Source organism: Micromonospora sp. LA-10, from assembly GCF_051853095.1.
Taxonomy (GTDB): Bacteria; Actinomycetota; Actinomycetes; order Mycobacteriales; family Micromonosporaceae; genus Micromonospora; species Micromonospora echinospora_A.
This window is the reverse complement of sequence record NZ_CP195710.1, coordinates 2,854,845-2,877,252: the sequence shown is the minus strand read 5'-3', so window position 1 is coordinate 2,877,252 and position 22,408 is coordinate 2,854,845. Positions and strand designations below refer to the sequence as shown.

General features: G+C 73.5%; 17 protein-coding genes. 5 read left to right on the top strand and 12 right to left on the bottom strand.

Features of this window, described 5'->3' with window-relative positions; translation table 11 throughout:
* Positions 1-58: 58 nt before the first annotated feature.
* The 9 genes from cydC to deoC form a co-directional block, all read right to left on the bottom strand.
* Positions 59-1,879 (bottom strand): thiol reductant ABC exporter subunit CydC, encoded by a 1,821-nt coding sequence (gene cydC / locus ACSDG8_RS13360; RefSeq protein WP_374223512.1) that lies wholly within the window; start codon positions 1,877-1,879, stop codon positions 59-61.
* 49 nt (positions 1,880-1,928) lie between these two features.
* On the bottom strand, positions 1,929-3,602 hold the full coding sequence (gene cydD / locus ACSDG8_RS13355) for a thiol reductant ABC exporter subunit CydD (RefSeq protein WP_210897804.1): 1,674 nt from the start codon (positions 3,600-3,602) through the stop codon (positions 1,929-1,931).
* A complete protein-coding gene (locus tag ACSDG8_RS13350) occupies positions 3,599-4,606 on the bottom strand; it encodes a cytochrome d ubiquinol oxidase subunit II (RefSeq protein WP_210897802.1) in 1,008 nt (335 codons plus the stop codon). The genes cydD and ACSDG8_RS13350 overlap by 4 nt, the downstream gene beginning before the upstream one ends.
* 11 nt (positions 4,607-4,617) lie before the next feature.
* Positions 4,618-5,865: a cytochrome ubiquinol oxidase subunit I gene (locus ACSDG8_RS13345; RefSeq protein ID WP_210897800.1), complete on the bottom strand. Its 1,248-nt coding sequence runs from the start codon at positions 5,863-5,865 to the stop codon at positions 4,618-4,620.
* Positions 5,866-5,973: 108 nt separating this feature from the next.
* Positions 5,974-6,879, bottom strand: coding sequence for a M56 family metallopeptidase (locus ACSDG8_RS13340; protein WP_210897798.1), 906 nt, complete (start codon positions 6,877-6,879; stop codon positions 5,974-5,976).
* 9 nt (positions 6,880-6,888) lie between these two features.
* Positions 6,889-7,347 carry a BlaI/MecI/CopY family transcriptional regulator gene (locus ACSDG8_RS13335; RefSeq protein WP_210897796.1) on the bottom strand — a complete coding sequence of 153 codons (459 nt, stop codon included), beginning with the start codon at positions 7,345-7,347 and terminating at the stop codon, positions 6,889-6,891.
* Between the two features lie 1,120 nt (positions 7,348-8,467).
* Complete coding sequence (locus tag ACSDG8_RS13330; RefSeq protein ID WP_210897794.1) at positions 8,468-9,292, bottom strand: aldehyde dehydrogenase family protein; 825 nt, start codon at positions 9,290-9,292, stop codon at positions 8,468-8,470.
* Entirely contained in the window at positions 9,285-10,715 is a 1,431-nt protein-coding gene (locus ACSDG8_RS13325; protein WP_210897792.1) for an aldehyde dehydrogenase family protein, read from the bottom strand. The genes ACSDG8_RS13330 and ACSDG8_RS13325 overlap by 8 nt, the downstream gene beginning before the upstream one ends.
* Before the next feature lie 5 nt (positions 10,716-10,720).
* Positions 10,721-11,680, bottom strand: a complete 960-nt coding sequence (deoC, locus tag ACSDG8_RS13320; RefSeq protein WP_210897790.1) for a deoxyribose-phosphate aldolase — start codon at positions 11,678-11,680, stop codon at positions 10,721-10,723.
* A 137-nt stretch (positions 11,681-11,817) separates the two neighbouring features.
* Between deoC and upp the strand changes: the two genes are divergently transcribed.
* Both upp and ACSDG8_RS13310 read left to right on the top strand, forming a co-directional pair.
* Positions 11,818-12,450, top strand: a complete 633-nt coding sequence (gene upp, locus ACSDG8_RS13315) for a uracil phosphoribosyltransferase (protein WP_184682012.1) — start codon at positions 11,818-11,820, stop codon at positions 12,448-12,450.
* 99 nt (positions 12,451-12,549) lie between these two features.
* Positions 12,550-13,224, top strand: a complete 675-nt coding sequence (locus tag ACSDG8_RS13310) for a GOLPH3/VPS74 family protein (protein WP_210897788.1) — start codon at positions 12,550-12,552, stop codon at positions 13,222-13,224.
* Positions 13,225-13,311: 87 nt separating this feature from the next.
* Here ACSDG8_RS13310 and ACSDG8_RS13305 read toward each other — a convergent pair whose 3' ends face one another.
* Positions 13,312-14,976, bottom strand: a complete 1,665-nt coding sequence (locus ACSDG8_RS13305) for a phospho-sugar mutase (protein WP_210897786.1) — start codon at positions 14,974-14,976, stop codon at positions 13,312-13,314.
* A 49-nt stretch (positions 14,977-15,025) separates the two neighbouring features.
* A complete protein-coding gene (locus tag ACSDG8_RS13300; RefSeq protein WP_210897784.1) occupies positions 15,026-17,050 on the bottom strand; it encodes a serine/threonine-protein kinase in 2,025 nt (674 codons plus the stop codon).
* A gap of 203 nt (positions 17,051-17,253) precedes the next feature.
* Between ACSDG8_RS13300 and ACSDG8_RS13295 the strand changes: the two genes are divergently transcribed.
* The gene (locus tag ACSDG8_RS13295) at positions 17,254-18,837 is read left to right on the top strand and encodes an acyl-CoA mutase large subunit family protein (protein ID WP_210897782.1); all 1,584 of its coding nucleotides are present in this window, start codon (positions 17,254-17,256) and stop codon (positions 18,835-18,837) included.
* Positions 18,838-19,434: 597 nt separating this feature from the next.
* A complete protein-coding gene (locus ACSDG8_RS13290) occupies positions 19,435-20,694 on the top strand; it encodes an amidohydrolase (protein ID WP_210897780.1) in 1,260 nt (419 codons plus the stop codon).
* On the opposite strand, the gene ACSDG8_RS13285 is transcribed toward ACSDG8_RS13290, so the two are convergent.
* On the bottom strand, positions 20,651-21,652 hold the full coding sequence (locus ACSDG8_RS13285) for a DUF4349 domain-containing protein (protein ID WP_210897778.1): 1,002 nt from the start codon (positions 21,650-21,652) through the stop codon (positions 20,651-20,653). The genes ACSDG8_RS13290 and ACSDG8_RS13285 overlap by 44 nt on opposite strands.
* Positions 21,653-21,776: 124 nt before the next feature.
* On the opposite strand from ACSDG8_RS13285, the gene ACSDG8_RS13280 reads away from it, so the two are divergent.
* Positions 21,777-22,406, top strand: a complete 630-nt coding sequence (locus ACSDG8_RS13280) for an MBL fold metallo-hydrolase (protein ID WP_210897776.1) — start codon at positions 21,777-21,779, stop codon at positions 22,404-22,406.
* Positions 22,407-22,408: the final 2 nt, after the last annotated feature.

Sequence of the window (22,408 nt, the reverse complement as noted above, 5' to 3'; positions counted from 1 at the left end):
CGGGGACCGGTTGCCGCGTCGGGGAAAACCCCGATCGAATTCAGGGCCGGCGGGGGCGCTACGGCGTGATCGCCAGGTAGCCGCGTTCGGCCGTCTGCTGCCGCAGCCACTGCTCCCGGTACCAGCCGGGACGTGCCACCAGCTCGTCGTGCCGGCCGCGTTGCACGACCCGGCCGCCGTCGAGCACCACGATCTCGTCCAGCCCGGACAGGCCGCTGAGCCGGTGGCTGATCAGCAGCACCGAGTGCCCGGCCGGGGTGGCGGCGAGCGTGGACTCCAGCACCGCGTCGGCAGCCGGCGGGTCGAGCCCTTCGGTCGGCTCGTCGAGCACCAGCACCGGCGGGGCGGCCAGCAGCGCCCGGGCCAGCGCGAGACGCTGCCGCTGCCCGCCGGAGAGCTGCCCGCCCTGCTCACCGACCACTGTGTCCCAGCCCTCGGGCTGCTCGCGTACCCAGTCGAGCAGGCCGGCCGCCCGGGTGGCGGCGACCAGGTCCGCCTCGGTGGCGTCCGGACGGCCGAGGAGCAGGTTCTCCCGGACCGTGGCGTGGAAGACGTACGCCTCGGCGAGCAGGCCACCGACCACCCGGGGCAGGCGCTCGTCCGGGATGTCGGCCACCGGCGCGCCGCCGACGGTGACCCGGCCGGTGTCGGGGCGTACCGCGCCGGTGAGCACGGCGGCGAGCGTGCTCTTGCCGGCGCCGCTCGGCCCGACCACCGCCACCCGGCGGCCGGCCGGCAGGTCGAGGTCGAACCCGGCCAGCGCGGGCGCGGCCCCGGCCCGGTAGCGGACCGTCACGTCGGCGAACTCCACGTCGTGACCGTCGATCGCGGGCTGCGGCTCGCTCTGCGGCGCCGCGGCGGCGGGCTCGGCCAGCAGGTCGGCGACCCGGGCCAGCCCGGTCCGGAGCTGGGCGCGCTGGCGGGCCGCCGCGACGAGCGCGAGGGCCACCTCCACGGCGGCGAGCGACCCGACCGCGAGGACACCCACCAGCACCCCGCCGACCCCGGCCCGCAGCGCGACGGCCACCACCGCGGCGGCGGTGAGGCCACCCACGAGTACGCCGGTCGCGTCCACCGCGAAGCCGGTCGCGGCGAGCCGGCGCTCCAGCCGGGCCAGCCGCCCGGCCCGGCCCTCGGCGGCGGCGAGCGCAGCGCCGGTCGCCCCGAACGCGGCCAGGTCGGCGGCGCCGTGGGTGAGGTCGACCGCGTCCACCGCGAGCGCGCCGCGCAGCGGGGCGACCTCGTCGGCGGCGCGGCGGGTGAGCCGGGTGGCGAGCACGGGCAGCGCCACGCCGGCCACCAGCAGGCCGATTGCGAGCACACCGGCGGCCGGGGGTGAGATCAGCGCGGCGACGCCGACGGCGAGCACGCTGACCACAGCCGCCGCCGCGCCCGGCACGAGCACGCGCAGGAGCAGGTCCTGGGCCGCCTCCACGTCGGACACCAGGCGGCTCAGCGCGTCCCCGGTACGGCGGCCGGCGTCGCGCCGGGCGGCGAGCGTGGCGAACACCCGCGCCCGTACGTCGGTGATCATGCGGAGCACGGCGTCGTGCCCGGCGAGCCGTTCGGTGTACCGCAGCACGCCCCGGCTGACCGCCAGCGCCCGGACCGCGACGATGGCCACCGTCAGCCGGTCCAGCGGCGGGCGGCCGGCCGCGCTCATCAGCAGCCAGGTAGCGGTGGCCATCAGCGCCAGACCGGCGAACTCGGTCGCGGCGGCGAGCAGGCCGGCGCCGAGCAGCCGGCTCAGGTACGGCCGGGCCAGGCGCAGCACCGCCCGCTCGGCGCCGGGCCGGGCAGGCGCGGGCGGTTCCGGCGTGCCGGTCGGCTCCGCCGCGACCGGGGCCGGCCCGGCGGGCGTACGGCCCACCGGCGTCACGCCGTCGCCGGCGGTCACCGGGTCACCGCCGTACGGGCGGGGGAGACGGTCATCGGGTCACCGCCGGGCCGGTCGGGTGCAGTTCGGTGACGCGGCCGTCCTCGACGCGCAGGATCCGGTCGGCGTCGGCCAGCAGCGCGGGCCGGTGCGCCACGAGCAGCGCGGTACGTCCGGCGACCAGCCGCCGGGTGGCGTCCAGCACCACCGCCTCGCTGGCGCTGTCCAGCCGCGCGGTCGGCTCGTCGAGCAGCACGACCGGGGCGTCCCGGAGGAACGCGCGGGCCAGCGCCACGCGTTGCCGCTGCCCGCTGGACAGACCGTGGCCGCGTTCGCCGAGCCGGGTGTCCAGCCCGTCGGGCAGGGCGTCGACCACCTCGTCCAGCGCGGCGTCGGCGACCGCGGCGGCCAGCGCGTCGTCAGGGGTGTCCGGGGCGCCGAGGCGGATGTTGTCGGCCAGCGACCCGGCGAACAGGTGCGCCCGCTGCGGCACCCAGGCCAGCTCGCGGCGCCAGGCGTCGAAGTCGACCTCAGCCAGGTCGACGCCGTCGACGGTGACCCGGCCGGAGGTCGGGCTGACGAAGCCGAGCAGCAGGTTGAGCAGCGTGCTCTTGCCCGCGCCGCTGGGCCCGATGACGGCGATCCGGTCGCCGGGCCGGATGGTCAGCGTGACGTCGCGCAGCGCGGTGGTCCGGTCGTACGCGACGCTCACGCCCTCGAAGCGGATCTCGCCCCGGCCGCCCGGCGCCGGACGCCGCGGCTCGGCGGAGACGGGCGCGCCGGTGTCGGAGAGGGTGAGCGCCTCGTCCAGCGCGGTGAGCCCCTCCATGCTGGCGTGGAACCGGCTGCCCGCCGCCCGCAGCGGCAGGTACGCCTCCGGGGTGAGCAGCAGCACCAGCAGCGCCGTGGAGAGTGTCAGGCCGCCGCCGAGCAGCCGGATGCCGACCGGCACCGCGACGAGCGCGACGGAGAGCGTGGCGACCAGTTCCAGCACCAGCGCGGACAGGAACGCGATGCGCAGCGTCTTCATGGTGGCCTGGCGGTGGCCGTCGGCCATCCGGCGTACCACGTCAACCTGGCCCCGGGACCGGCCGAACGCGCGCAGCGTGGGCAGCCCGGCCACCATGTCGAGGAAGTGCCCGCCGAGCAGCGACAGCCGCCGCCACTGCCGTTCGGTGGCGGCCTGCGCCTGCCAGCCCAGCAACGCGCCGAAGATCGGGATGAGCGGGATGGTGAGCGCGATGATCAGCGCCGAGCTCCAGTCGGCGAACACGATCCGGGCCAGCACCGCCACCGGCACCGTGACGCTCAGCACGAGCTGCGGCAGGTAGCCGGTGAAGTACGGGTCGAGCGCGTCCAGGCCTCGCCCGGCCAGCGTGGCGAGCTGCCCGGCCCGCTGCCCGGCGACCCAGGTGGGGCCGTGCCGGCCGACCGCGCCCAGCAGGTCGGCGCGCAGCGCCGCCTTGACCGTCGCGGCGGCCCGCGCCGCCACAGTGCCCTGCGCCCAGCTCACCAGCGCCCGCCCGGCGACCGCCGCCACGAACCCGGCCAGCGCCGGCCGGTGCAGCCGCCCGTCGAACGCGGCGGCCAGCAGCGTCGCCAGCGCGGTGGCCTGGGCGATCACCAGCAGCGCGGTCAGGCCGCCCAGCGCCGCGAGCACGGCGAGGTCGCGCCGGGCCGCGGGGACCCGACGCAGCAGACGCGGGTCGAACGGGCGGCGGCTCACCAGTACACCGGTGCCCTGCCGTCGATCCGTCCCCGGAAAACCCACCAGCACATCGCCTGAAAGCCTAGTAGGGCCGGCACGAGCGGTAACGCGAGCCATCCCAACAGTGCCAGCGTCGGTCGGCTGGCGGCCGCCTCGGCCACCGTCAGCGAGGCCGCCGGATCGGTGGTGGAGACCAGGATCCGGGGCCAGAGCGCGGCCCCGACCAGCGGCGCGGGCAGCGCCAGCGCCGTCGCGGTCGCCGCGAAGGCGACACCGTCCCGGCCCCGCCGCAGCGCCGCGCGGGCGGCCAGCAGCGCCGCCACGAGCACCAGCGGCAGGAGTACGGCCAGAGCCGGGCGCGCCACCGCGGCGCGTACCCGGTCGGAGAGGACGCCCAGGACGGTGGCCGAGGCGACGGCGACGAGCGCGGCGGGCACCAGGACGCTCGCCAGCCGGGCCAGGGCCGGGGCGTCGGCGGCCGGCAGCCGCAGCGTGAGGAATGTCGCACCGTGCACCGCTACCAGCGCCAGCAGGGCCAGCGCGGCGGCGGCGACGAACGGGGTGGCCAGATGACCGACACCGACCACGTGTCCGTCCGCGCTTAGCGGCACGCCCTGGAGCAGCCCGCCGAGCATCGCGCCCCAGCCCAGCGCGGCGAGCACGCTGCCGACCACCACCACCCGGCCCCAGCCGGCGCGGGCCGCCTCGGAGGCCGGGCGGCTGCGCAACTGCACCCCGGCGGTCACCAGCACCACCCCGGTCAGCGCGGCGAGCACCGCCGGGTAGAAGCCGGAGAGCAACTCGCCCTCCAGCCGGGGGAACGCGCCGAACAGGATGCCGACGGCGGCCACCAGCCAGACCTCGTTGCCGAGGAAGAACGGCCCGAGCGCGGTGAGCGTGGCCCGGGGTCCCGGCGCCGGGCCGCGCCGGGCCAGCAGCAGGCCGACGCCGTAGTCGTAGCCGCCGAGCACGAGGTACGTGGCGAAGAAGAGGCCGAGCAGGGCGTACCAGGCGAGTTCCACGGCGGGCTCCCTCAGACGAGCACGGGCTGGTGGTGGGGGTCGGTGTCGGGCGCGGGCGGACGGCCGAGGGCGGGGTCGTGCGCCCCGCGGGCGGCGTGCCGGGCCAGCAGCGTCCAGTTGGTCACCGCGAGCGCGCCGAGCAGAAGGCTGAACCCGATCAGCGAGGCGAGCATCAGGGCCGGCGAGACCGGTGACACGGCCTGCGCGGTGGGCAGCAGCCCGTACGCCGCCCAGGGCTGACGGCCCACCTCGCGGGCGATCCAGCCGAGCAGCATCGCCACGAACGGCAGCGGCAGGCCGAGCAGGATCAGCCAGAGCGGGAACCGCAACCGGATGATCCAGTCGCGCCAGAGCAGCGGCAGCAGGAGCCAGACGGCGCCGAGCGTGAAGCCGATCAGGATCATGAAGCCGAGACCGACACTGGAGAGCGTCGGCGGATCCCAGTCGCCGGGGCCGAACCGTGCGGTCCAGTCGGCGACGAGCGCGTCGCGCTCCGGCCCGCCGCCGAACTTGGTCGGCTGGACCTGCGCGACCGGCCCGAACTGGGCGAAGCCGAAGCCCTGGAGCAGGGTGACCGAGAGCGCCGCGGTGATCAGGCCGAGCCGCAGCGAGGTGCGGAACAGCGCGAAGTCGGGGGTACGCCGCAGCAGGTGCCAGGCGCTGACGGCGGCCATCAGCAGGCCGCCGGTGACCAGGCTCGCCGAGACGACGTGGCCGAACGCCATGCCGAACGTGGGATTGGTGAGCAGCGCGCCGAAGTCGGTGAGGTGGGCGACGCCGTCGCGGACCTCGTACCCGACCGGGTTCTGGAGCCAGGAGTTCGCCACCATGATCCAGAACGCCGAGGCGTACGCGGTGATCGCCACGCCCCAGAGCAGCGCCAGGTGCACGCCGCGCCGCAGCCGGTGCCACCCGAAGATCCACATGCCGAGGAACGTGGACTCCAGGAAGAACGCCACCAGCGTCTCGATGGCCAGCGGCGCGCCGAACACGTTGCCGACGTAGCGCGACAGCCCGCTCCAGTTCAGCCCGAACTGGAACTCCATCACGATGCCGGTGGCGATGCCGAGCACGTAATTGATCACGTAGAGCTGGCCCCAGAACCGGGTCAGCCGCTCGTACACCGGCTTGCCGGTGAGAAAGCCGGCCGTCTGCAGGCCGACCAGGAGCGTGACCAGGCCGAGCGTCACCGCCACGAACAGGAAGTGGATCGAGGTGGTGGTGGCGAACTGGAGGCGGGCGAGGAGCAGCGGGTCCACGGACGTCCTCCCACGGGTTGGCTCGCTTGTCGTAGCCAACCTACACGTAGCGTCGCTACCTATGGGCGCGCGCGAACCCGGAGAAGTCCCGTAGGGGGCGAGATCAGCTCAGCTCAGGAACAGGGCGAACGGCAGGGAGACGAGCGTGCCCGCGACCGCCAGCGCCATCGCGCCGAGCACCCGCGGCGGGCGGTCCGCGACGAGCAGCCGCTGCACCCGTACGTCCAGGTCGCGGTCGCCGAGACCGAGCGTGCCGGCCGGTTGCACCCGGTGCTCGGCGGCGGCGAACCGGCGCAACGCGCCCGCCAGTGGCGCGTCCGCGTGCAGCTCCCGGGCCTTGTCGTCGGCGCGCATCTCGACCAGCAACGCCACCCGCGCGTGCGCGTCCCGCACCCACCGGAACCACGGCAACGCCCGGCACAACGCGGTGAACGGCAGCAACACCAGGTCGTGCCGCTCCTGCGCGTGCGCCCGCTCGTGCGTGAGAACAGCCGCCAGCTCCGCCGGATCGAGCAGATCGAGCGTGCCAGCGCTCACCACCACCCGGGGCCGCACCCCGGGCAGGCAGTACGCCGCAGCGCTCGGATGGTCGAGCACCAGCGCTCCGGGCACCGTCGGGTCACGCCGGGCCACCAGGTGCAGCAACTCCCGGTGCCGGCGCTGGGCGCGTACCGCGCCGTGCAGGCTGCGTACCGTCGTGGTGAGCAGCACCGCGCCGATGCCGAGACCGACGCCGACCAGGCTGAGGTGCACCGCGCCCACACCGGCCGGCAGCGTACCGTGCGCCAGGTCGTTGACGAGGGCCACCAGCGCCCACCCGGTCGCCCGGTCGTACACGTCGAGGCCCAGCGCCATCGGCAGCCCCATGGCCGACAGACCGAGCGCCAGCCCGACCGCCTGCCAGCACAGGATCGCCACCCGGGGCGCGCGCCACGTCCAGCGCGCGGCGGCGAGGACCTGCGCCGTCAGCCAGCAGGCCAGGATGGTCGCGGCGAAGTGCAGGGCGTACGCCACGGCGGCCGCCTACCGGTCCGTCGCCTCGTCGAGCGCCGGCCGACCGGGCCGGGGGTCCTCGATCCGGCCGGTCGGACCGTCCTCGACGGTCGCGGGATCGGTGGCCCCGGCCTCGGCGCCGAGCGCGGCGCGGAGCACGTCCGCCTCCGTGCCGGTGACCGAGCGGGCGAAGCGTACGAGCGCGGCGTCCCGGCTGCCGCCGAGGTCGAGGGCTTCGAGCATGAGCTGGGCGATGTGCGCCTCGCGGGTGGCGGCGGGCCGGTAACGCCAGGCGCGGCCCTCGCGTTCACGCTGCACCATGCCCTTGCCGGCGAGCCGGTCGAGCACCGTCATCACTGTGGTGTAGGCGAGTTCCCGCCCGTCCAGGGCGTCGGCGACCTCGCGCACCGTCACACCGCCCGAGGCGGCGGGTGCCGCGTCCCACAGCACGTCCATCACCGCACGCTCAAGGTCCCCCAGCCGAGTCACCCACCAATCCTACCCCCGGTAGTAGATCCCCTCCGCCGGCCCGGTCCCCGTTCCCCCGCTCCCGAAGATCAACGCCAGCTCGGGGAGGTGGTGTCGTCCCGGCGGGTCGATGCAGCCACCTCGCCGTGCTGGTGTCGATCTTGCTGACCGGGGGTCCGGGCTGCTTCCGGGGAAACGGTGTCGACCATGCCGTGGTCGGGTGGGCACCCATGGGCAAGATCCACACCAGTTCGGGGAAGTGGTGCTGCCCTGGGTCGGTCGATGCAGCCACTTCGGCGTGCTGGTGTTGATCTTGCCTGTCCCGTGTGGGCGCTCCGGATGAGATCAACACCAGCTCGGCGAGGTGGTGCTGTCAACGCCTGGTCGATGTGGCCACTTCGCGGAGCTGGTGTTGATCTTGTCGGTGTCGGGCGGCATCGGGGTGATGCCCGGGCCACTCCGGGGGTCTGTTGTTGATTCTGCTGATCCGGGCGGGCGTCCCGCGCAAGGTCAACGCCAGTTCGGGGAGGTGGTGCTGCCCCGGGTGGGTTGATGTAGCCACCTCGCCATGCTGGCGTTGATCTTGAAGTTCAGGTGGGGCGCATGGGCAGTACCCGCACCGGCTCGGGGAGTTGGCGGTGTGCGAGGCGGGTTGATGCAACCGCTTGGTCGTGCCGATGTTGATCGTGAAGCCCGCAGTCCGAGCGTGGACGAGATTCAGGCCGGTTCGGGGAGGTGGCGACATCCGGAGTGGGCGGATCCAGCCACCTCGCCGTGCTGGTGCTGATCTTGAGGCCTGAGGTGGGGGCGGGGATGCGACCCGCGCGCCAGTTCGGGGGGGGGGGGGGGGGGGGGGGGGGGGGGGGGGGGGGGGGCTGTCCCGGGTGGGTGGATGGATGCAGCCATCTCCCGTGCCGGTGTTGATCTTGGAGCCGGGGCGCTCGGCAAGGTCAGCACAGGCTTGGGGAGGTTGTGCTGTCCGCGGGTGGCTGATGTGGCCACTTCGGGGAAGTGATGTTGATCTTGCTTGTTGCGGGTGGCGCACCGGGTGAGGTCGACACCGGGGAGGTGGGGAAAGGGGAAGTGGCGGCGACCCGGGTGAGGGGTGCCGCCACTTCGGGCCGGACTCGGCTGCGTCGAGTCAGACGCCCTTGGGGTGCCAGACGGTCTTGGTTTCCAGCAGCGTGGTCATCCGGGTGACGCCCGGGTCGGCGTGCCAGTCGTGGTCGGCCGGGGCCGGCCGCAGCACCCGCTTGAGGTTCTCCGCGGCCTTGACCTCCAGGTCGGCGGCCAGTTCGGCGTCGGCGACGCCGGTCAGGTCGATCGCGTTGACGTCCATGTGCGAGGCGAGCGTCGGCACGGTCTCGGTCAGCCGACCGGTGAGGATGTTGACCACCCCGCCGGGCAGGTCGGAGGTGGCGAGCACCTCGGCCAGCGTCACCGCCGCCAGCGGCGCCGCCGGGGAGGCGGCCACCACCACGGTGTTGCCGGTGACGATCGCCGGGGCGATCACGCTCACCAGGCCGAGCAGCGCCGGAGCCTCGGGGGCCACTGCCGCGACCACGCCCGTCGGCTCCGGCGCGGACAGGTTGAAGTACGGGCCGGCCACCGGGTTCGCGCCGCCGTACACCTGGGCGATCTTGTCGGACCAGCCCGCGTACCAGACCCAGCGGTCGATCGCGGCGTCCACCTCGTCGGCCGGGACGCCCAGGGCGACGAACTGCTCGCGGCGGCCCTCCAGCATCTCGGCGACGCGGTAGAGGATCTGACCCCTGTTGTACGCGGTCGCCCCGGCCCAGCCCTTCACGGCGGCGCGGGCGGCCACTACCGCGTCCCGCGCGTCCTTTCGGGAGGCAAGAGACACGTTCGCCGATTGCACGAGATACGACCGTCCCGACTCGCTGCGCGGGAACTTCCCGCCGATGAAGAGCTTGTACGTCTTGCGTACCGCGACCCGCTCAGACATTGAGGTAGCCCTCCAGCCCGTGCCGGCCGCCCTCGCGACCGTAGCCCGACTCCTTGTAGCCGCCGAACGGCGACGTCGGGTCGAACTTGTTGAACGTGTTGGCCCACACCACGCCCGCGCGCAGCCGGTCGGCCAGCCACAGGATCCGGGAACCCTTGTCGGTCCAGATCCCGGCCGACAGCCCGTACGGCGTGTTGTTGGCCTTTTCGACGGCCTCCGCCGGGGTGCGGAACGTGAGCACGGACAGCACCGGGCCGAAGATCTCCTCGCGGGCGATGCGGTGCGCCTGGGTGACGCCGGTGAAGATGGTCGGCGCGAACCAGAAGCCGCGCTCGGGCAGCTCGCACGGCGGCGACCAGCGCTCCGCGCCCTCGGCGGACCCGGCGTCGGACAGCTCCCGGATACGGGCGAGCTGCGCGGCCGAGTTGATGGCGCCGACGTCGGTGTTCTTGTCCAGCGGGTCACCGACGCGCAGCTGGGCCATCCGACGCTTGAGCGACTCCAGCACCCGGTCGGCGACCGATTCCTGCACCAGCAGGCGGGAACCGGCGCAGCAGACGTGCCCCTGGTTGAAGAAGATGCCGTTGACGATGCCCTCGACGGCCTGGTCGATCGGGGCGTCGTCGAAGACGATGTTCGCGGCCTTGCCGCCCAGCTCCAGCGTGAGCTTCTTGCGGGTGCCGGCGACCGCGCGGGCGATGGCGCGGCCGACCTCGGTGGAGCCGGTGAACGCGACCTTGTCCACGCCCGGGTGCTCGACCAGCGCCCGGCCGGTGTCGCCGGCGCCGGTGACGATGTTGACCACACCGGCGGGCAGGTCGGCCTGCTGGCAGATCTCGGCGAACAGCAGCGCGGTCAGCGGGGTGGTCTCGGCCGGCTTGAGCACCACCGTGTTGCCGGCGGCCAGCGCCGGAGCGATCTTCCACGCCAGCATGAGCAGCGGGAAGTTCCACGGGATGACCTGCGCGGCCACGCCCAGTGGCTTCGGGTCTGGGCCGAAACCTGCGTGCGGAAGCTTGTCGGCCCAGCCCGCGTAGTAGAAGAAGTGCGCGGCGACCAGCGGCAGGTCGACGTCGCGGGACTCCTTGATCGGCTTGCCGTTGTCCAGCGACTCCAGCACCGCCAGCTCGCGCGAGCGCTCCTGGATGATCCGGGCGATCCGGAACAGGTACTTGGCCCGGTCCCGGCCCGGCATCGGACCCCACACCTTCTCGTACGCGGTCCGCGCCGCGCGCACCGCGCGGTCCACGTCGTCGGCGCCGGCCTCGGCGATCTCGGCCAGCACCTCCTCGGAGGCCGGGTTCACCGACTTGAAGCTGCCGCCGGAGGCCGGGTCGACGAACGCGCCGTCGACGAAGAGCCCGTACGAGGGCTTGATGTCCACCACCGAGCGGGACTCGGGGGCGGGAGCGTATTCGAACATCGCGTTCAGTCCAGGGTGAAGTAGTCGGGGCCGGCGTAGACGCCGGTCGTCAGCTTGGTGCGCTGCATGAGCAGGTCGTTGAGCAGGCTCGACGCGCCGAACCGGAACCAGTCCGGGCTCAGCCAGTCGGCGCCGACTGTCTCGTTGACCATGACCAGGTACTTGATCGCGTCCTTGGTGGTCTTGATGCCGCCGGCCGGCTTGACGCCGACCTGCTGCCCGGTGGCGGCGCGGAAGTCGCGGACCGCCTCCAGCATCACCAGCGTCACCGGCAGTGTGGCCGCGACCGGGACCTTGCCGGTGGAGGTCTTGATGAAGTCGCCGCCGGCGATCATCGCGAGCCAGGAGGCGCGCCGCACGTTGTCGTAGGTGGCCAGCTCGCCGGTCTCCAGGATCACCTTGAGGTGGGCGTCCCCGCAGGCCTCCTTGGTGGCCACGATCTCGTCGTAGACCTCCTGGTAGCGCCCGGCCAGGAACGCGCCCCGGTTGATCACCATGTCGATCTCGTCCGCGCCGGCCTCGACGGCGGCCCGGACGTCGGCGAGCTTGATGTCCAGCGGGGCCTGCCCGGACGGGAACGCGGTCGCCACGCTGGCCAGGTGCACACCGCTGCCGCGCAGCACCTCGGCCACGTACGGGACCATCGACGGGTAGACGCAGACGGCGCCGACGTGCGGGCAGCTCGGGTCGGCCGGGTCGGGGCGCAGCGCCTTCGCGGCCAGCGCCCGCACCTTGCCCGGCGTGTCAGCGCCTTCCAGGGTGGTCAGGTCGACCATCCGGATCGCCAGGTCGATCGCCTCGGCCTTCGCCGTGGTCTTGATGGAGCGGGTGCCGAGCTGTGCCGCCCGCTGCTCCGCGCCGACCTGGTCCACGCCGGGCAGGCCGTGCAGGAAGGTCCGCAGAGCGGTCTCGGATCGTCCCAGCTCGGAGAGATCCGACCGGGCCGACGTCGTTGTCGCCGTCATGCCCCGAATAGTACGCACTCGCGAGTCCTGTGATCTTGGTCACTGTGGGCCGGTTTGCGAGCGCCGTACGTGAGCGGGGTCGCTGGTCGGGCCGCACCCACCGTGCGCCGGGTCGCGGAGCGGTAGGTTGAGCGATCGTGGACGTACACGTCATTGACCATCCGCTCGCCCAGACGCGGCTGACCGCCATGCGGGACGCCCGGACCGACTCGTCGTCGTTCCGGGCGGCGCTGCGCGAACTCACCACCATGCTGGTTTACGAGGCCGCGCGCTCCTTCCCGGTCGAGAGGTACTCGATCCAGACCCCGGTCACCGCCACCGAGGGCAGCCGGCTGGCGAACCCGCCGCTGCTGGTGCCGGTGCTGCGGGCCGGTCTCGGCATGGCCGACGCCGCGCTCGGCCTGCTGCCCGAGTCGTCGATGGGCTTCGTCGGCCTGGCCCGCGACGAGGAGACGTACGAGCCCCGCGCGTACATGGAGTCGCTGCCGCGCGACCTCAGCGGCCTGCCGGTGCTGGTGCTCGACCCGATGCTCGCCACCGGTGGCTCGCTGGAGCACTGCTGCCGGCTGCTCGCCGACCGCGGCTGCACCGACATCACAGTGCTCTGCGTGCTGGCCGCGCCGGTCGGCATCGAGCGGCTGGAGCGGTCCGGTCTGCCGTTGCGCCTGGTCACCGCCTCGATCGACGAGGGCCTCAACGACCGGATGTTCATCGTCCCCGGCCTCGGTGACGCCGGTGACCGCCAGTTCGGCGGCATGCCCCGCTTCTGAGACCGGTCCGGTGCGGAGGGCCCGCCCTCCGCACCGGGAACCGGACTGCCCCGGCGAGTTGGTGCGCGGGGGTGCGGGGAGGCGCTAGCGTTCCGGGCCATGACTGGTGTTGCGCTCGCCGAAGAGCTGCTGCTCCTCGCGTACGACGACGAAACCGGCAAGGCCACCATGCCGCGGATCAGCCTTGACCTGGGCATGGCCGCCGCGGTGCTGGTCGAGCTTGCCCTGGCCGGACGGGTCGCGTACGCGGACGGGAACCTGGTGGTGGTCGATCCGGCGCCGACCGGCGAGCCGATCGCCGACGCCGTACTTGCCAAGATCGCCGCAGAGACCCCGCACACGCCCTCGTCCTGGGTGCAGCGGCTGCGGCACGGGCTGCGCGACCGGATCCTCACCGACCTGTGCGGGCGGGGCGTGGTCCGGGACGTGGAGGAGACCGAGCTGGGGTTCATCCACGTGCACCGCTACCCGGTGGCGGACCCCTCGGTCGAGGCGGACATCCGGCAGCGCCTGGCCGACGCGCTGACCAGCGGGCAGCTCCCCGACGAGCGGACCGCCGCGCTCGCCACGCTCGTCGCGGTGCTGCGGATGGAGCCGGCGCTCGGGCTCAGCGGCCCGGCCGCCGAGGACGCCGGGCGCCGTCTGGAGGAGATCGCCGCCGGCGCCGGGTTCTCCGGCACGGTGAGCCTCGACGACAGCGTGGTGCGCCCGTCGATCAGCCTGGTCATCGCCGCGCTGGGCCAGGCCGTGGACGCCGCCCTGGGCAAGCGGTAAGGAAGGGCCCCCTCTTAACGCCTCCGGTAGAGGAAGGGCCCCTTGTTAACGCCAGGCGTTAACAAGGGGCCCTTCCTTACACCGAGGTCAGAGGCCCAGGGCGGCGGCGATCTCGTTGCGCAGCTCCGTCACCGCGGCACGCGCTCGCTGCCGGGCCGCCGGCACGTCGCCGCCGGTCACCGGCTCCACCACCTCCAGGTACGCCTTGAGCTTCGGCTCGGTGCCCGACGGCCGGATCACCACCCGCGCGGCGCCGGTACGCAGGATCACCACGTCCGCGTCGGGGAGCAGGTCGGACGCCTCGGTCACCGGCTGCCCGAGCAGCGTGGCCGGGGTGGCCGCCCGGATCCGCGCCATCGAGTCCGCGATGACCCGCAGGTCCTCCACCCGGACCGAGAGCTGCTCGGTGTGGTGCACGCCGAACTCGGCGGCCAGCTCGTCCAGCCGGTCGAGGAGCGTACGGCCCTGCGCCTTGAGACCGGCGGCCAGTTCGGCGACGGTGAGCGCGGCGGTGATGCCGTCCTTGTCGCGTACGTGCTCCGGCGCGACGCAGTAGCCGAGCGCCTCCTCGTAGCCGTACGCCAGCGGCTCCCGCCCGCCGCCGGCCCGGACGATCCACTTGAACCCGGTGAGCGTCTCGTCGTAGGGCAGCCCTCGGGCCGCCGTCATGGCCCGCAGCAGCGCCGAGGACACGATCGTGGTGGCGTACAGGCCGGTCACGCCACGTCGCATCAGGTGGTCGGCGAGCAGCGCGCCCACCTCGTCGCCGCGCAGCATCCGCCAGGACCCGGCGTCGCGTACGGCCACCGCGCAGCGGTCCGCGTCCGGGTCGTTGGCGACGGCGAGGTCCGCGCCGGTGCGGTCGGCGAGCGCGACGAGCAGGTCCACCGCGCCCGGCTCCTCCGGGTTGGGGAAGCTGACGGTCGGGAACGCCGGGTCCGGCTCGGCCTGCTCGGGCACCACGCCCGGCACGCCGAACCCGGCGCGCGCGAACGCGGCGGTCAGCACCGCGCCGCCCACCCCGTGCAGCGGCGTGTACGCCACCTTCAGGTCCCGTGGCCCGGTCGGGTCCACCACTGCGGCGGCCCGTTCCACGTACGCGGCCACCAGGTCGTCGCCGAGCGTCTGCCCGGCCGGGCCGAGCGGCACCTCGGCGAGCGGGCCGACGGCCCGGATGGCCGCCTCGATGCCGGCGTCGGCGGGCGGCACGATCTGCGCGCCGGCACCCAGCTCACCGCCGAGCTGCGCGCCCAGGTAGACCTTGTAGCCGTTGTCCTGGGGCGGGTTGTGGCTGGCGGTCACCATCACCCCGGCGACCGCGCCGAGCTGCCGTACCGCGAACGCCAGCACCGGCGTGGGCAGCGGCCGGGGCAGCAGCAGCGCCGGGCGGCCCGCGCCGGTGGCGACCTGCGCGGTGCGCTCGGCGAACGCACGCGAGCCGCGGCGGGCGTCGTACCCGATCACCAGCGGGCCTTCACCGCCCTGGGCGGCGAGCCAGCGGACGAGCCCGGCGGCGGCCTGGGTGACCACGGCGAGGTTCATGCCGTTCGGCCCAGCGCGCAGCGGGCCGCGCAGCCCGGCGGTGCCGAACGTCAGCGGGCCGGCGAACCGGTCGGCCAGGTCCGCCGCCGTGCCGGGCAGCCCGTCGAGGACGGCGCGCAGTTCTTCGCGGTCGGCCGGGTCGGGGTCGTCGGCGAGCCAGCGCTCGGCTCGGACGCGAAGGTCGTCAAGGTCAGTGGTTTCCGCCGCCATTGCCTCTTGATAGCACGGCGGCGGATCACCACTGGCCGTCGGCCTCTACTCAGTTCGCCTCGGTGAGCTGGAACGAGCCGACCATCGCGTCGAAGATCGGCTTGCTCTCCGCGAACCGCGCGTCGGTCGAGGAGAGGTAGAACGAGTAGACCTTGCCGTCCTTGACCAGGCCCCGCCAGATGCCGTGACGCATGGACTCGCCCTCGCCGCAGGTGTATTCGAGCTGACCGGCGGTCTGCCCGGCGAGCGGCTGCTCCGAGACCGAGATCTCGGTGTAGGGGGCGGGACAGCTCTTGCTCTTGGTGCTGTTCTTGTTCAGGTTCCGCGAGGCGAACTCGGCCCAGCTGATCGAGGTGCCGCCCCACGGCTCGGCGATCACCCGCACCTTGCGGCCCTCGTCGGCCGGGTCGACGTAGTCGACGTAGAGGCCGCCGGTCTGCCGCTGCCAGCCCTTCGGCACCTGGATGGTCACGCCCTTGACGGTCTGCTCCTGCATCTCGGGCGCGGCGGCGGCCGAGTTCGACGGCAGCGTGCCCACGATCGGCGGTGGCGTGTCGTCGCCGCCGCTGGTCAGCGCGATCACGCTCACCAGCAGCACCACCGCGAGGCCACCGGCGGCGGCGAGCTGGACCTTGCGCGGCCACGCCTTGACCCGGCCGAGGAAGCCCTTGGCGGTGCCGAGCGCGCCGCCACCACCGGCGGCGGCCGGCGCGGTGGCCGGGGTGGTCCACGGCTGGCCGGTGCCGGGCACCGACCACTGGTTGCCGCCGCCGTACACCGGCTGGGTGGTGTCGACCGCGCGGCCGTAGACCGGCTGGGTGGTCGGCACCTGCTGGGTGGCGTCCGCCCCGGCGCCCCGGCCGAGCCGGACCGTGGCGTCCGGCGAGATGCGCTGGGTGGCCTCGGGCGCGGGCCCGGACATCGCGCCGGTCGGGGTGTGCAGCGGGCCGGCCAGCGCATCAGCGCTGGTTTCGTCCAGCGCGGCGTCGCCCGCCGCCGGCTTCTCACCGGCAGGCCGCTCCCCGCGGCGCAGCGCGGCGAGCCGGTCGGTCAGCGACTCCTCCGGGCCGATCATGGCCCGGCCGCCGATCTGGCCGCCCGGCTTGGGCTCGGCCGCGATGGCCGGCGGCGTGGTCGGGCGCGGCACCGGCACCACCGCGTACGGGTCGGTGACCGAGTTGACGGCGGTGGCGGTGCTGGTCAGCGGCCCGGCGAGCAGTTCGCGCAGATTGGCGCGGGCCCGGTGCACGTCCATCCGACGGGCCGGGTCCTTCTCCAGCAGCCCCATCAGCACGCCGGTGAGCGGGCCGCTGCGCTGCGGCGTGGCGGGCGGGTCCTCGACCACGGCGTGCATGGTCTCGATCGGGTCGCCCTTGTCGAACGGGGGACGGCCCTCGACGGCCGTGTAGAGCGTCACGCCGAGCGAGAACAGGTCGCTGGGCGGCCCGAACTCCTGGCCCATGGCCCGTTCGGGGGAGATGAAGTGGGGCGAGCCGAGCACCATGCCCGGCGTGGTGAGCTGCACGTCGGTGGGCATCCGGGCGACGCCGAAGTCGGTGAGCACGCAGCGGCCGTCGGAGCAGATCAGCACGTTCGCGGGCTTGACGTCGCGGTGCAGCACGCCGATGGCGTGCGCCACCTCCAGCGCGCCGAGCAGCGCGATCCCGATCTTGGCGACCGCGCGCGGCGCGACCGGCCCGTCCTCGATCACCATGTCGGCGAGGCTGCGGGCGTCCAGCAGCTCCATCACGATCCACGGCCGGCCGCCCTCGGTGACCACGTCGTAGACCTGCACCACTGCCGGGTGCTGGATCGCGGCGGCGGCGCGGGCCTCCCGCAGCGTCCGTTCGTAGAGCGCGTCGCGGTCGCTCGGGGCCAGCCCCGGCGGGAGGACGACCTCCTTGACCGCCACGTCGCGGCGCAGCAATGTGTCTGTGGCCCGCCAGACCGTGCCCATGCCTCCGTTGCCCACGGGGGAGCGCAGCGAGTAGCGACCACCGATGGTGGTGCCGGGCGCCGCGCGTCCCGTGGGGGGACTGGCCGGTCCGCCGCTCCACGTCGGAATCTGAGTCACAGAAAAGCCACCGGGGGATATCGAGGGGGCTGGGACACAACCCCTCTATCTTGCTGGTTCCGACGCCCGATGCGAAACCCGACGCGGCGGGCGTTTACCTACTCGACGGTATGTGTCCGGTTGCTCACCTCCGGTGGTTCGCCGTGGCCAGGTGTGCGGTATCCCTCACCCACCAGGCGGTCAGCGCGTCCTACCATCCGGTAATGAGCGATGCGCGGTCAAGCGAGTCGGGTTTCCCGATCCAGGGCCTCTACACGGCGGCAGACCTTCCGGAGGACCTGGAGGCCCGGCTGGGCGAGCCGGGCGAGTTCCCGTACACCCGCGGGGTCTACCCGACGATGTACACCTCCCGGCCCTGGACGATGCGACAGTACGCCGGCTTCGGCACCGCGACCGAGAGCAACGCGCGGTACCACCAGTTGCTGCGCGCCGGGACCATGGGCCTGTCCGTCGCGTTCGACCTGCCCACCCAGATGGGGTACGACTCGGACGACCCGATCGCGCACGGCGAGGTGGGCAAGGTCGGTGTCGCCATCGACTCCATCGAGGACATGCGAACGCTGTTCGGCGGGATCCCGCTGGACAAAGTCTCCACCTCGATGACGATCAACGCGCCCGGCTCGGTGCTGCTGCTGCTCTACCAGCTCGTCGCCGAGGAGAACGGCGTTCCGGGCGCGGCGCTCAACGGCACCATCCAGAACGACATCCTCAAGGAGTACATCGCCCGGGGGACGTACATCTTCCCGCCGAAGCCCTCGCTGCGGCTGGTCGCGGACACCTTCGCCTACTGCCGGGCCGAGGTGCCGAAGTGGAACACCATCTCGATCTCCGGCTACCACATGGCCGAGGCCGGCGCCACGCCCGCGCAGGAGGTCGCGTTCACGCTCGCCAACGGCGTGGAGTACGTCCGCGCGGCGCTCGCCGCCGGGCTGGCCGTGGACGACTTCGCCCCGCGCCTGTCGTTCTTCTTCGTGGCCCGCACCACGCTGCTGGAGGAGGTCGCCAAGTTCCGCGCGGCCCGGCGGATCTGGGCCCGGCTGATGCGCGACGAGTTCGGCGCGAAGAACCCGAAGTCGATGATGCTGCGGTTCCACACCCAGACCGCCGGCGTGCAGCTCACCGCCCAGCAGCCGGAGGTGAACCTGGTCCGGGTGGCGGTGCAGGGCCTCGGCGCGGTGCTCGGCGGCACCCAGTCGCTGCACACCAACAGCTTCGACGAGGCGATCGCGCTGCCCACCGAGAAGGCGGCCCGGCTGGCGCTGCGCACCCAGCAGGTGCTGGCGTACGAGACGGACCTGACCGCCACCGTCGACCCGTTCGCCGGTTCGTACGTGGTGGAGGCGATGACCGCCGAGGTGGAGGCGGCGGCCACCGAGCTGATGGACCGGGTCTTCGACCACGGTTCGGCGGTGGACGCGATCGAGGCCGGTTTCCAGAAGCGGGAGATCGAGCAGTCCGCGTACCGGATCGCCCAGGAGATCGACTCGGGTGAGCGGGTGGTGGTCGGCCTCAACCGGTTCCAGATCGACGAGGAGGAGCCGTACGAGCCGCTGCGGGTGGACCCGACGATCGAGGCGGCGCAGGGGGAGCGGCTGGCCCGGCTGCGCGCCGAGCGGGACTCCGGCGCGGTGGAGCGGGCGCTGGCGGAGCTGCGTGCCGCCGCCGAGGGCGACGCCAACGTGCTCTATCCGATGAAGGAGGCGCTGCGCGCCCGGGCCACCGTCGGCGAGGTCTGCGGCACGCTGCGCGAGGTGTGGGGGATCTACCGGCCGAGCGATCGGTTCTGACGGTTTTTCGACGGCGGTCCCGTCGGCGCACCCAGGTGCCCGGCGTGGGCCGCCGTCGTGCGTCCGGTAGCGGTCTGACCTGGGCGGACCGGGCCGGTGAGGCGTACCGTTGGTCCCCTTCCGGGCGACGGCGCCCGGCCGGTCACGGCGGGTTGCCGGGCGGTGGCGTCCGGTGCCGCGCGTGTGCGATTCGCCGATGCGGGTAAACCGGATCGGGTGAACGGGACGGACAGCCTGTGCGGTCGACGGCCGGGCGGTCATGTCACCGTCGGGAGTCTTCCGGCAGCCGACAGTTGTCGCGCAATTGTCCGAGCGGCAGTTAATTGCCGCGACTAATGCGACAATTCGGAACGACGGCCCGGATATTAGTGGCCGTTGAAACGGTTACGCGTTGTAGGAGGTGGGACGCGGATGACGGGCTCCGACCGTGATCTACCTGCTGTCCCGCAGATATTCGAGCACTCTCACCAGGGCATTCGTGACGCTGCGCGGTCCGACCGCTACGCGAAAGATGTTGCGCAGCGTCACCGCCGGAGGTCTAGGCTGTCTGCTGTTCTACCCGATGATCCATCCATCTCTAGTGATCGAGAATTCGACGTGACGAGTGCGTTGACGCTGCCTTCCGGCGGCCCGCTGGCGTCGTCCCGGCCCGAGGCGCCGACCGGTTCCCAGCCCCTGCCCTTCGAGCTCGACCATCTCCTCGCGCTGCGCGTACCCGGCCTCATCGCGACCCGCCGGCACCTCCACTCCCACCCGGAACTGTCCGGCGAGGAGTTCGAGACCGCCGCCCTGGTGCACCGCGAGCTGTCCCTCGCCGGGCTGAAGCCGCGCCTGCTGCCGAAGGGCAACGGCGTCATCTGCGACATCGACGGGCGCCCGGACGGCCCGGTGATCGCGCTGCGCGCCGACATCGACGCGCTCCCGCTGGACGACCCGAAGGACGTGCCGTACCGCTCGACGGTGGAGGGCGTCTGCCACGCCTGCGGCCACGACGTGCACACCTCGGTGATGCTCGGCGTCGGCATGCTGCTGGCCCAGCTCGCCGACATCGGCCAGCTCGACGGCCGGGTGCGGCTGATCTTCCAGCCGGCCGAGGAGATCCTGCCCTGCGGCTCGCTGGAGGTCATCGAGGCCGGCGGCCTGGAGGACGTGACGCAGATCTTCGCGCTGCACTGCGACCCGAACCTGCCGGTGGGCAAGGTCGGCCTGCGGGTCGGCCCGATCACCGCCGCCGCCGACAACGTCACCGTCCGGCTCACCGGCCCGGGCGGGCACACCGCCCGCCCGCACCTGACCGTCGACCTGGTGGATGCGCTCGGCCGGTTGGTGACCGAGGTCCCGACCCTGATCAGCCGCCGGGTGCCGGCCAACAGCGGGCTGCTGCTGGTGTTCGGCCACGCCTCGGCCGGCACCCGTTACAACGTCATCCCCTCCGAGGCGTGCGCGGCCGGCACGCTGCGGGTGATGGACCGCGACACCTGGGACGAGGCCCCCAAGATCGTGGCTCAGGTGGTGCGGGACGTGCTCGCCCCCACCGGCGCCACTGTCGATCTGGAGTACCTGCGCGGCCGGCCGCCGGTGACCAACGACGCCCGCGCGATCGGCGTGCTCACCGCCGCCACCGCCGCCGCGCTCGGCCCTGACGGCATCGCCGAGACGCCGCAGAGCATGGGCGGCGAGGACTTCTCCTGGTACCTGGAGCACGTGCCCGGCGCGCTCGCCCGCCTCGGAGTCGGCCGGAGCGGGCCCAACGTGGACCTGCACCGGGCCTCGTTCGACGTGGACGAGCGCGCCATCGAAGCGGGCGTACGCCTCATGGTCCAGACCGCGCTGCGGGCACTGGCGGCGGCGCGCTGACCGGACCGTCGGCCGGCGCCGCCGGGCCCGGCGGCATCGGGCCCAGGCCCGGCGGCGGCATCGCGCCCGGGCCGGGCGGCGGCGTCCGCCGGGCCCGCCGGCGCCGCCACAGGAGCAGCAACCACAGCGGTACGCCGATCACCACCGCGAACGGCAGCACCGCGCCGAGCACTGTGAGCGCAATCCGGGCCGAGGCTCGGAAGGCCGTCCAGCCGCCGTCCAGCCCGCTGAGGAAGCCCAGGTCGGCCTCCTCCTCGGCGGTGCTGGCGTCCGGCCCGAGCAACGTCACGGTGATGGTGGACAGCGCGGTCAGGTCCGCCAGCCGGCGCTTGCGCGCCTCCAGCGCGGCCAGGTCCGCCTGACGGGTGCCCACCTCGTTCTCCAGCCGGACCAGCTCGTCCACCGAACTCGCCTGGGCGAGCAGCTTGCGGGCGCTCTCCACCCGCGCCCGCTGGGTGGCGATCCGGGAATCCAGGTCGACCATCTGCTCGGTGACGTCCTCGGTGCGGATCTCCCGGCGCTCCTGCCGGCCGAGGCCGGCGAGCTGGTCGATCACCCCGGCGAACTTGTCCGCCGGCACCCGCAGGGTCAGCGTCGCCCGGGCCTCGGCGGACCGGCTCGTCCGCCGGTCGCCGCCGACGAACCCACCGGCCGCTGTCACCGCGGTGACCGCCTCCCGCGCCGCGGTCTCCACATCGTCCACCCGGACCTGCATCGTCCCGGTGTAGATGATGGACCGCTGGTCGACCCGCAGGTCCGCGCCGCCGGTGCCGCCGGGAGCGGCCTGGTCGCCGTCCGCGCCGCCCTCCGCGGGCTGCTCGCGCGCCGCGCCGCCGTCCATGGCCGGCTGGGCGGAGTCGCTGCCACTGTCCCCGCCCGCGCCGCAGCCGCCCACCGCGAGCGCCGCGACCATACTCACCGCCACCAGGGCAAGGCCCCGGAATCGTCGTCCACCCATTCCCCGTACTCCGATCGTCGACGGCCCCGACCACCGGGACCGATACCTCGGACGTGACGCGTGGTCGCGCCGGTTCCGGCAGACTGCGCTGAGGACATCACGATTCGGTATTCGAGGAGTCACGATGCAGGTGACCAAGTACGCCCACTCCTGCCTGCGGCTGGAGCACGACGGCGCGGTGCTGGTCGTCGACCCGGGTGTCTTCAGCGATCCGGCGGCGCTCGACGGGGCGGACGCGGTGCTGATCACCCACGAGCACCCGGACCATGTGGACGTCGGCACGCTGACCCGGGCGCTGGAGCGGCGGCCCGTGCCGGTGCACGGCCCGGCATCGCTCGCCGGGGTGCTCGGCGACGCCGCCGAGGCGCTGGTGACGGTCGAGCCCGGACAGTCGTTCACCGTCGCCGGGGTGCCGGTGCGGGCGTACGGCGGGCAGCACGCGGTCATCCACCCGGACATCCCGGTGATCCAGAACATCGGCTACCTCTTCGCCGACGTGGTCTACCACCCGGGCGACGCGTTGTTCGTGCCCGACGACGTGCAGGTGGACACGCTGTTCGCCCCGATCCACGCGCCCTGGTCGAAGTTCTCCGAGGTGGTCGACTTCATCCGCGCGGTCGCGCCGCGCCGGGCGTACGCGCTGCACGACGCACTGCTCAACGACAACGGCCTCGGCGTGCTGGACCGGCAGTACACCGCGTTGTCCAAGACCGACTACCGCCGTCTGGAGCCGGGCACCCGGATCGACGCCTGAGC

Excerpts from the sequence above, each read along its gene's own strand:
- ACSDG8_RS13285 (WP_210897778.1), bottom strand. The coding sequence starts at position 21,652 with ATGGGTGGACGACGATTCCGGGGCCTTGCCCTGGTGGCGGTGAGTATG.
- ACSDG8_RS13330 (WP_210897794.1), bottom strand. The coding sequence starts at position 9,292 with ATGTCTGAGCGGGTCGCGGTACGCAAGACGTACAAGCTCTTCATCGGC.
- deoC (WP_210897790.1), bottom strand. The coding sequence starts at position 11,680 with ATGACGGCGACAACGACGTCGGCCCGGTCGGATCTCTCCGAGCTGGGA.
- ACSDG8_RS13295 (WP_210897782.1), top strand. The coding sequence starts at position 17,254 with ATGAGCGATGCGCGGTCAAGCGAGTCGGGTTTCCCGATCCAGGGCCTC.
- ACSDG8_RS13280 (WP_210897776.1), top strand. The coding sequence starts at position 21,777 with ATGCAGGTGACCAAGTACGCCCACTCCTGCCTGCGGCTGGAGCACGAC.
- ACSDG8_RS13305 (WP_210897786.1), bottom strand. The coding sequence starts at position 14,976 with ATGGCGGCGGAAACCACTGACCTTGACGACCTTCGCGTCCGAGCCGAG.
- ACSDG8_RS13325 (WP_210897792.1), bottom strand. The coding sequence starts at position 10,715 with ATGTTCGAATACGCTCCCGCCCCCGAGTCCCGCTCGGTGGTGGACATC.
- ACSDG8_RS13310 (WP_210897788.1), top strand. The coding sequence starts at position 12,550 with ATGACTGGTGTTGCGCTCGCCGAAGAGCTGCTGCTCCTCGCGTACGAC.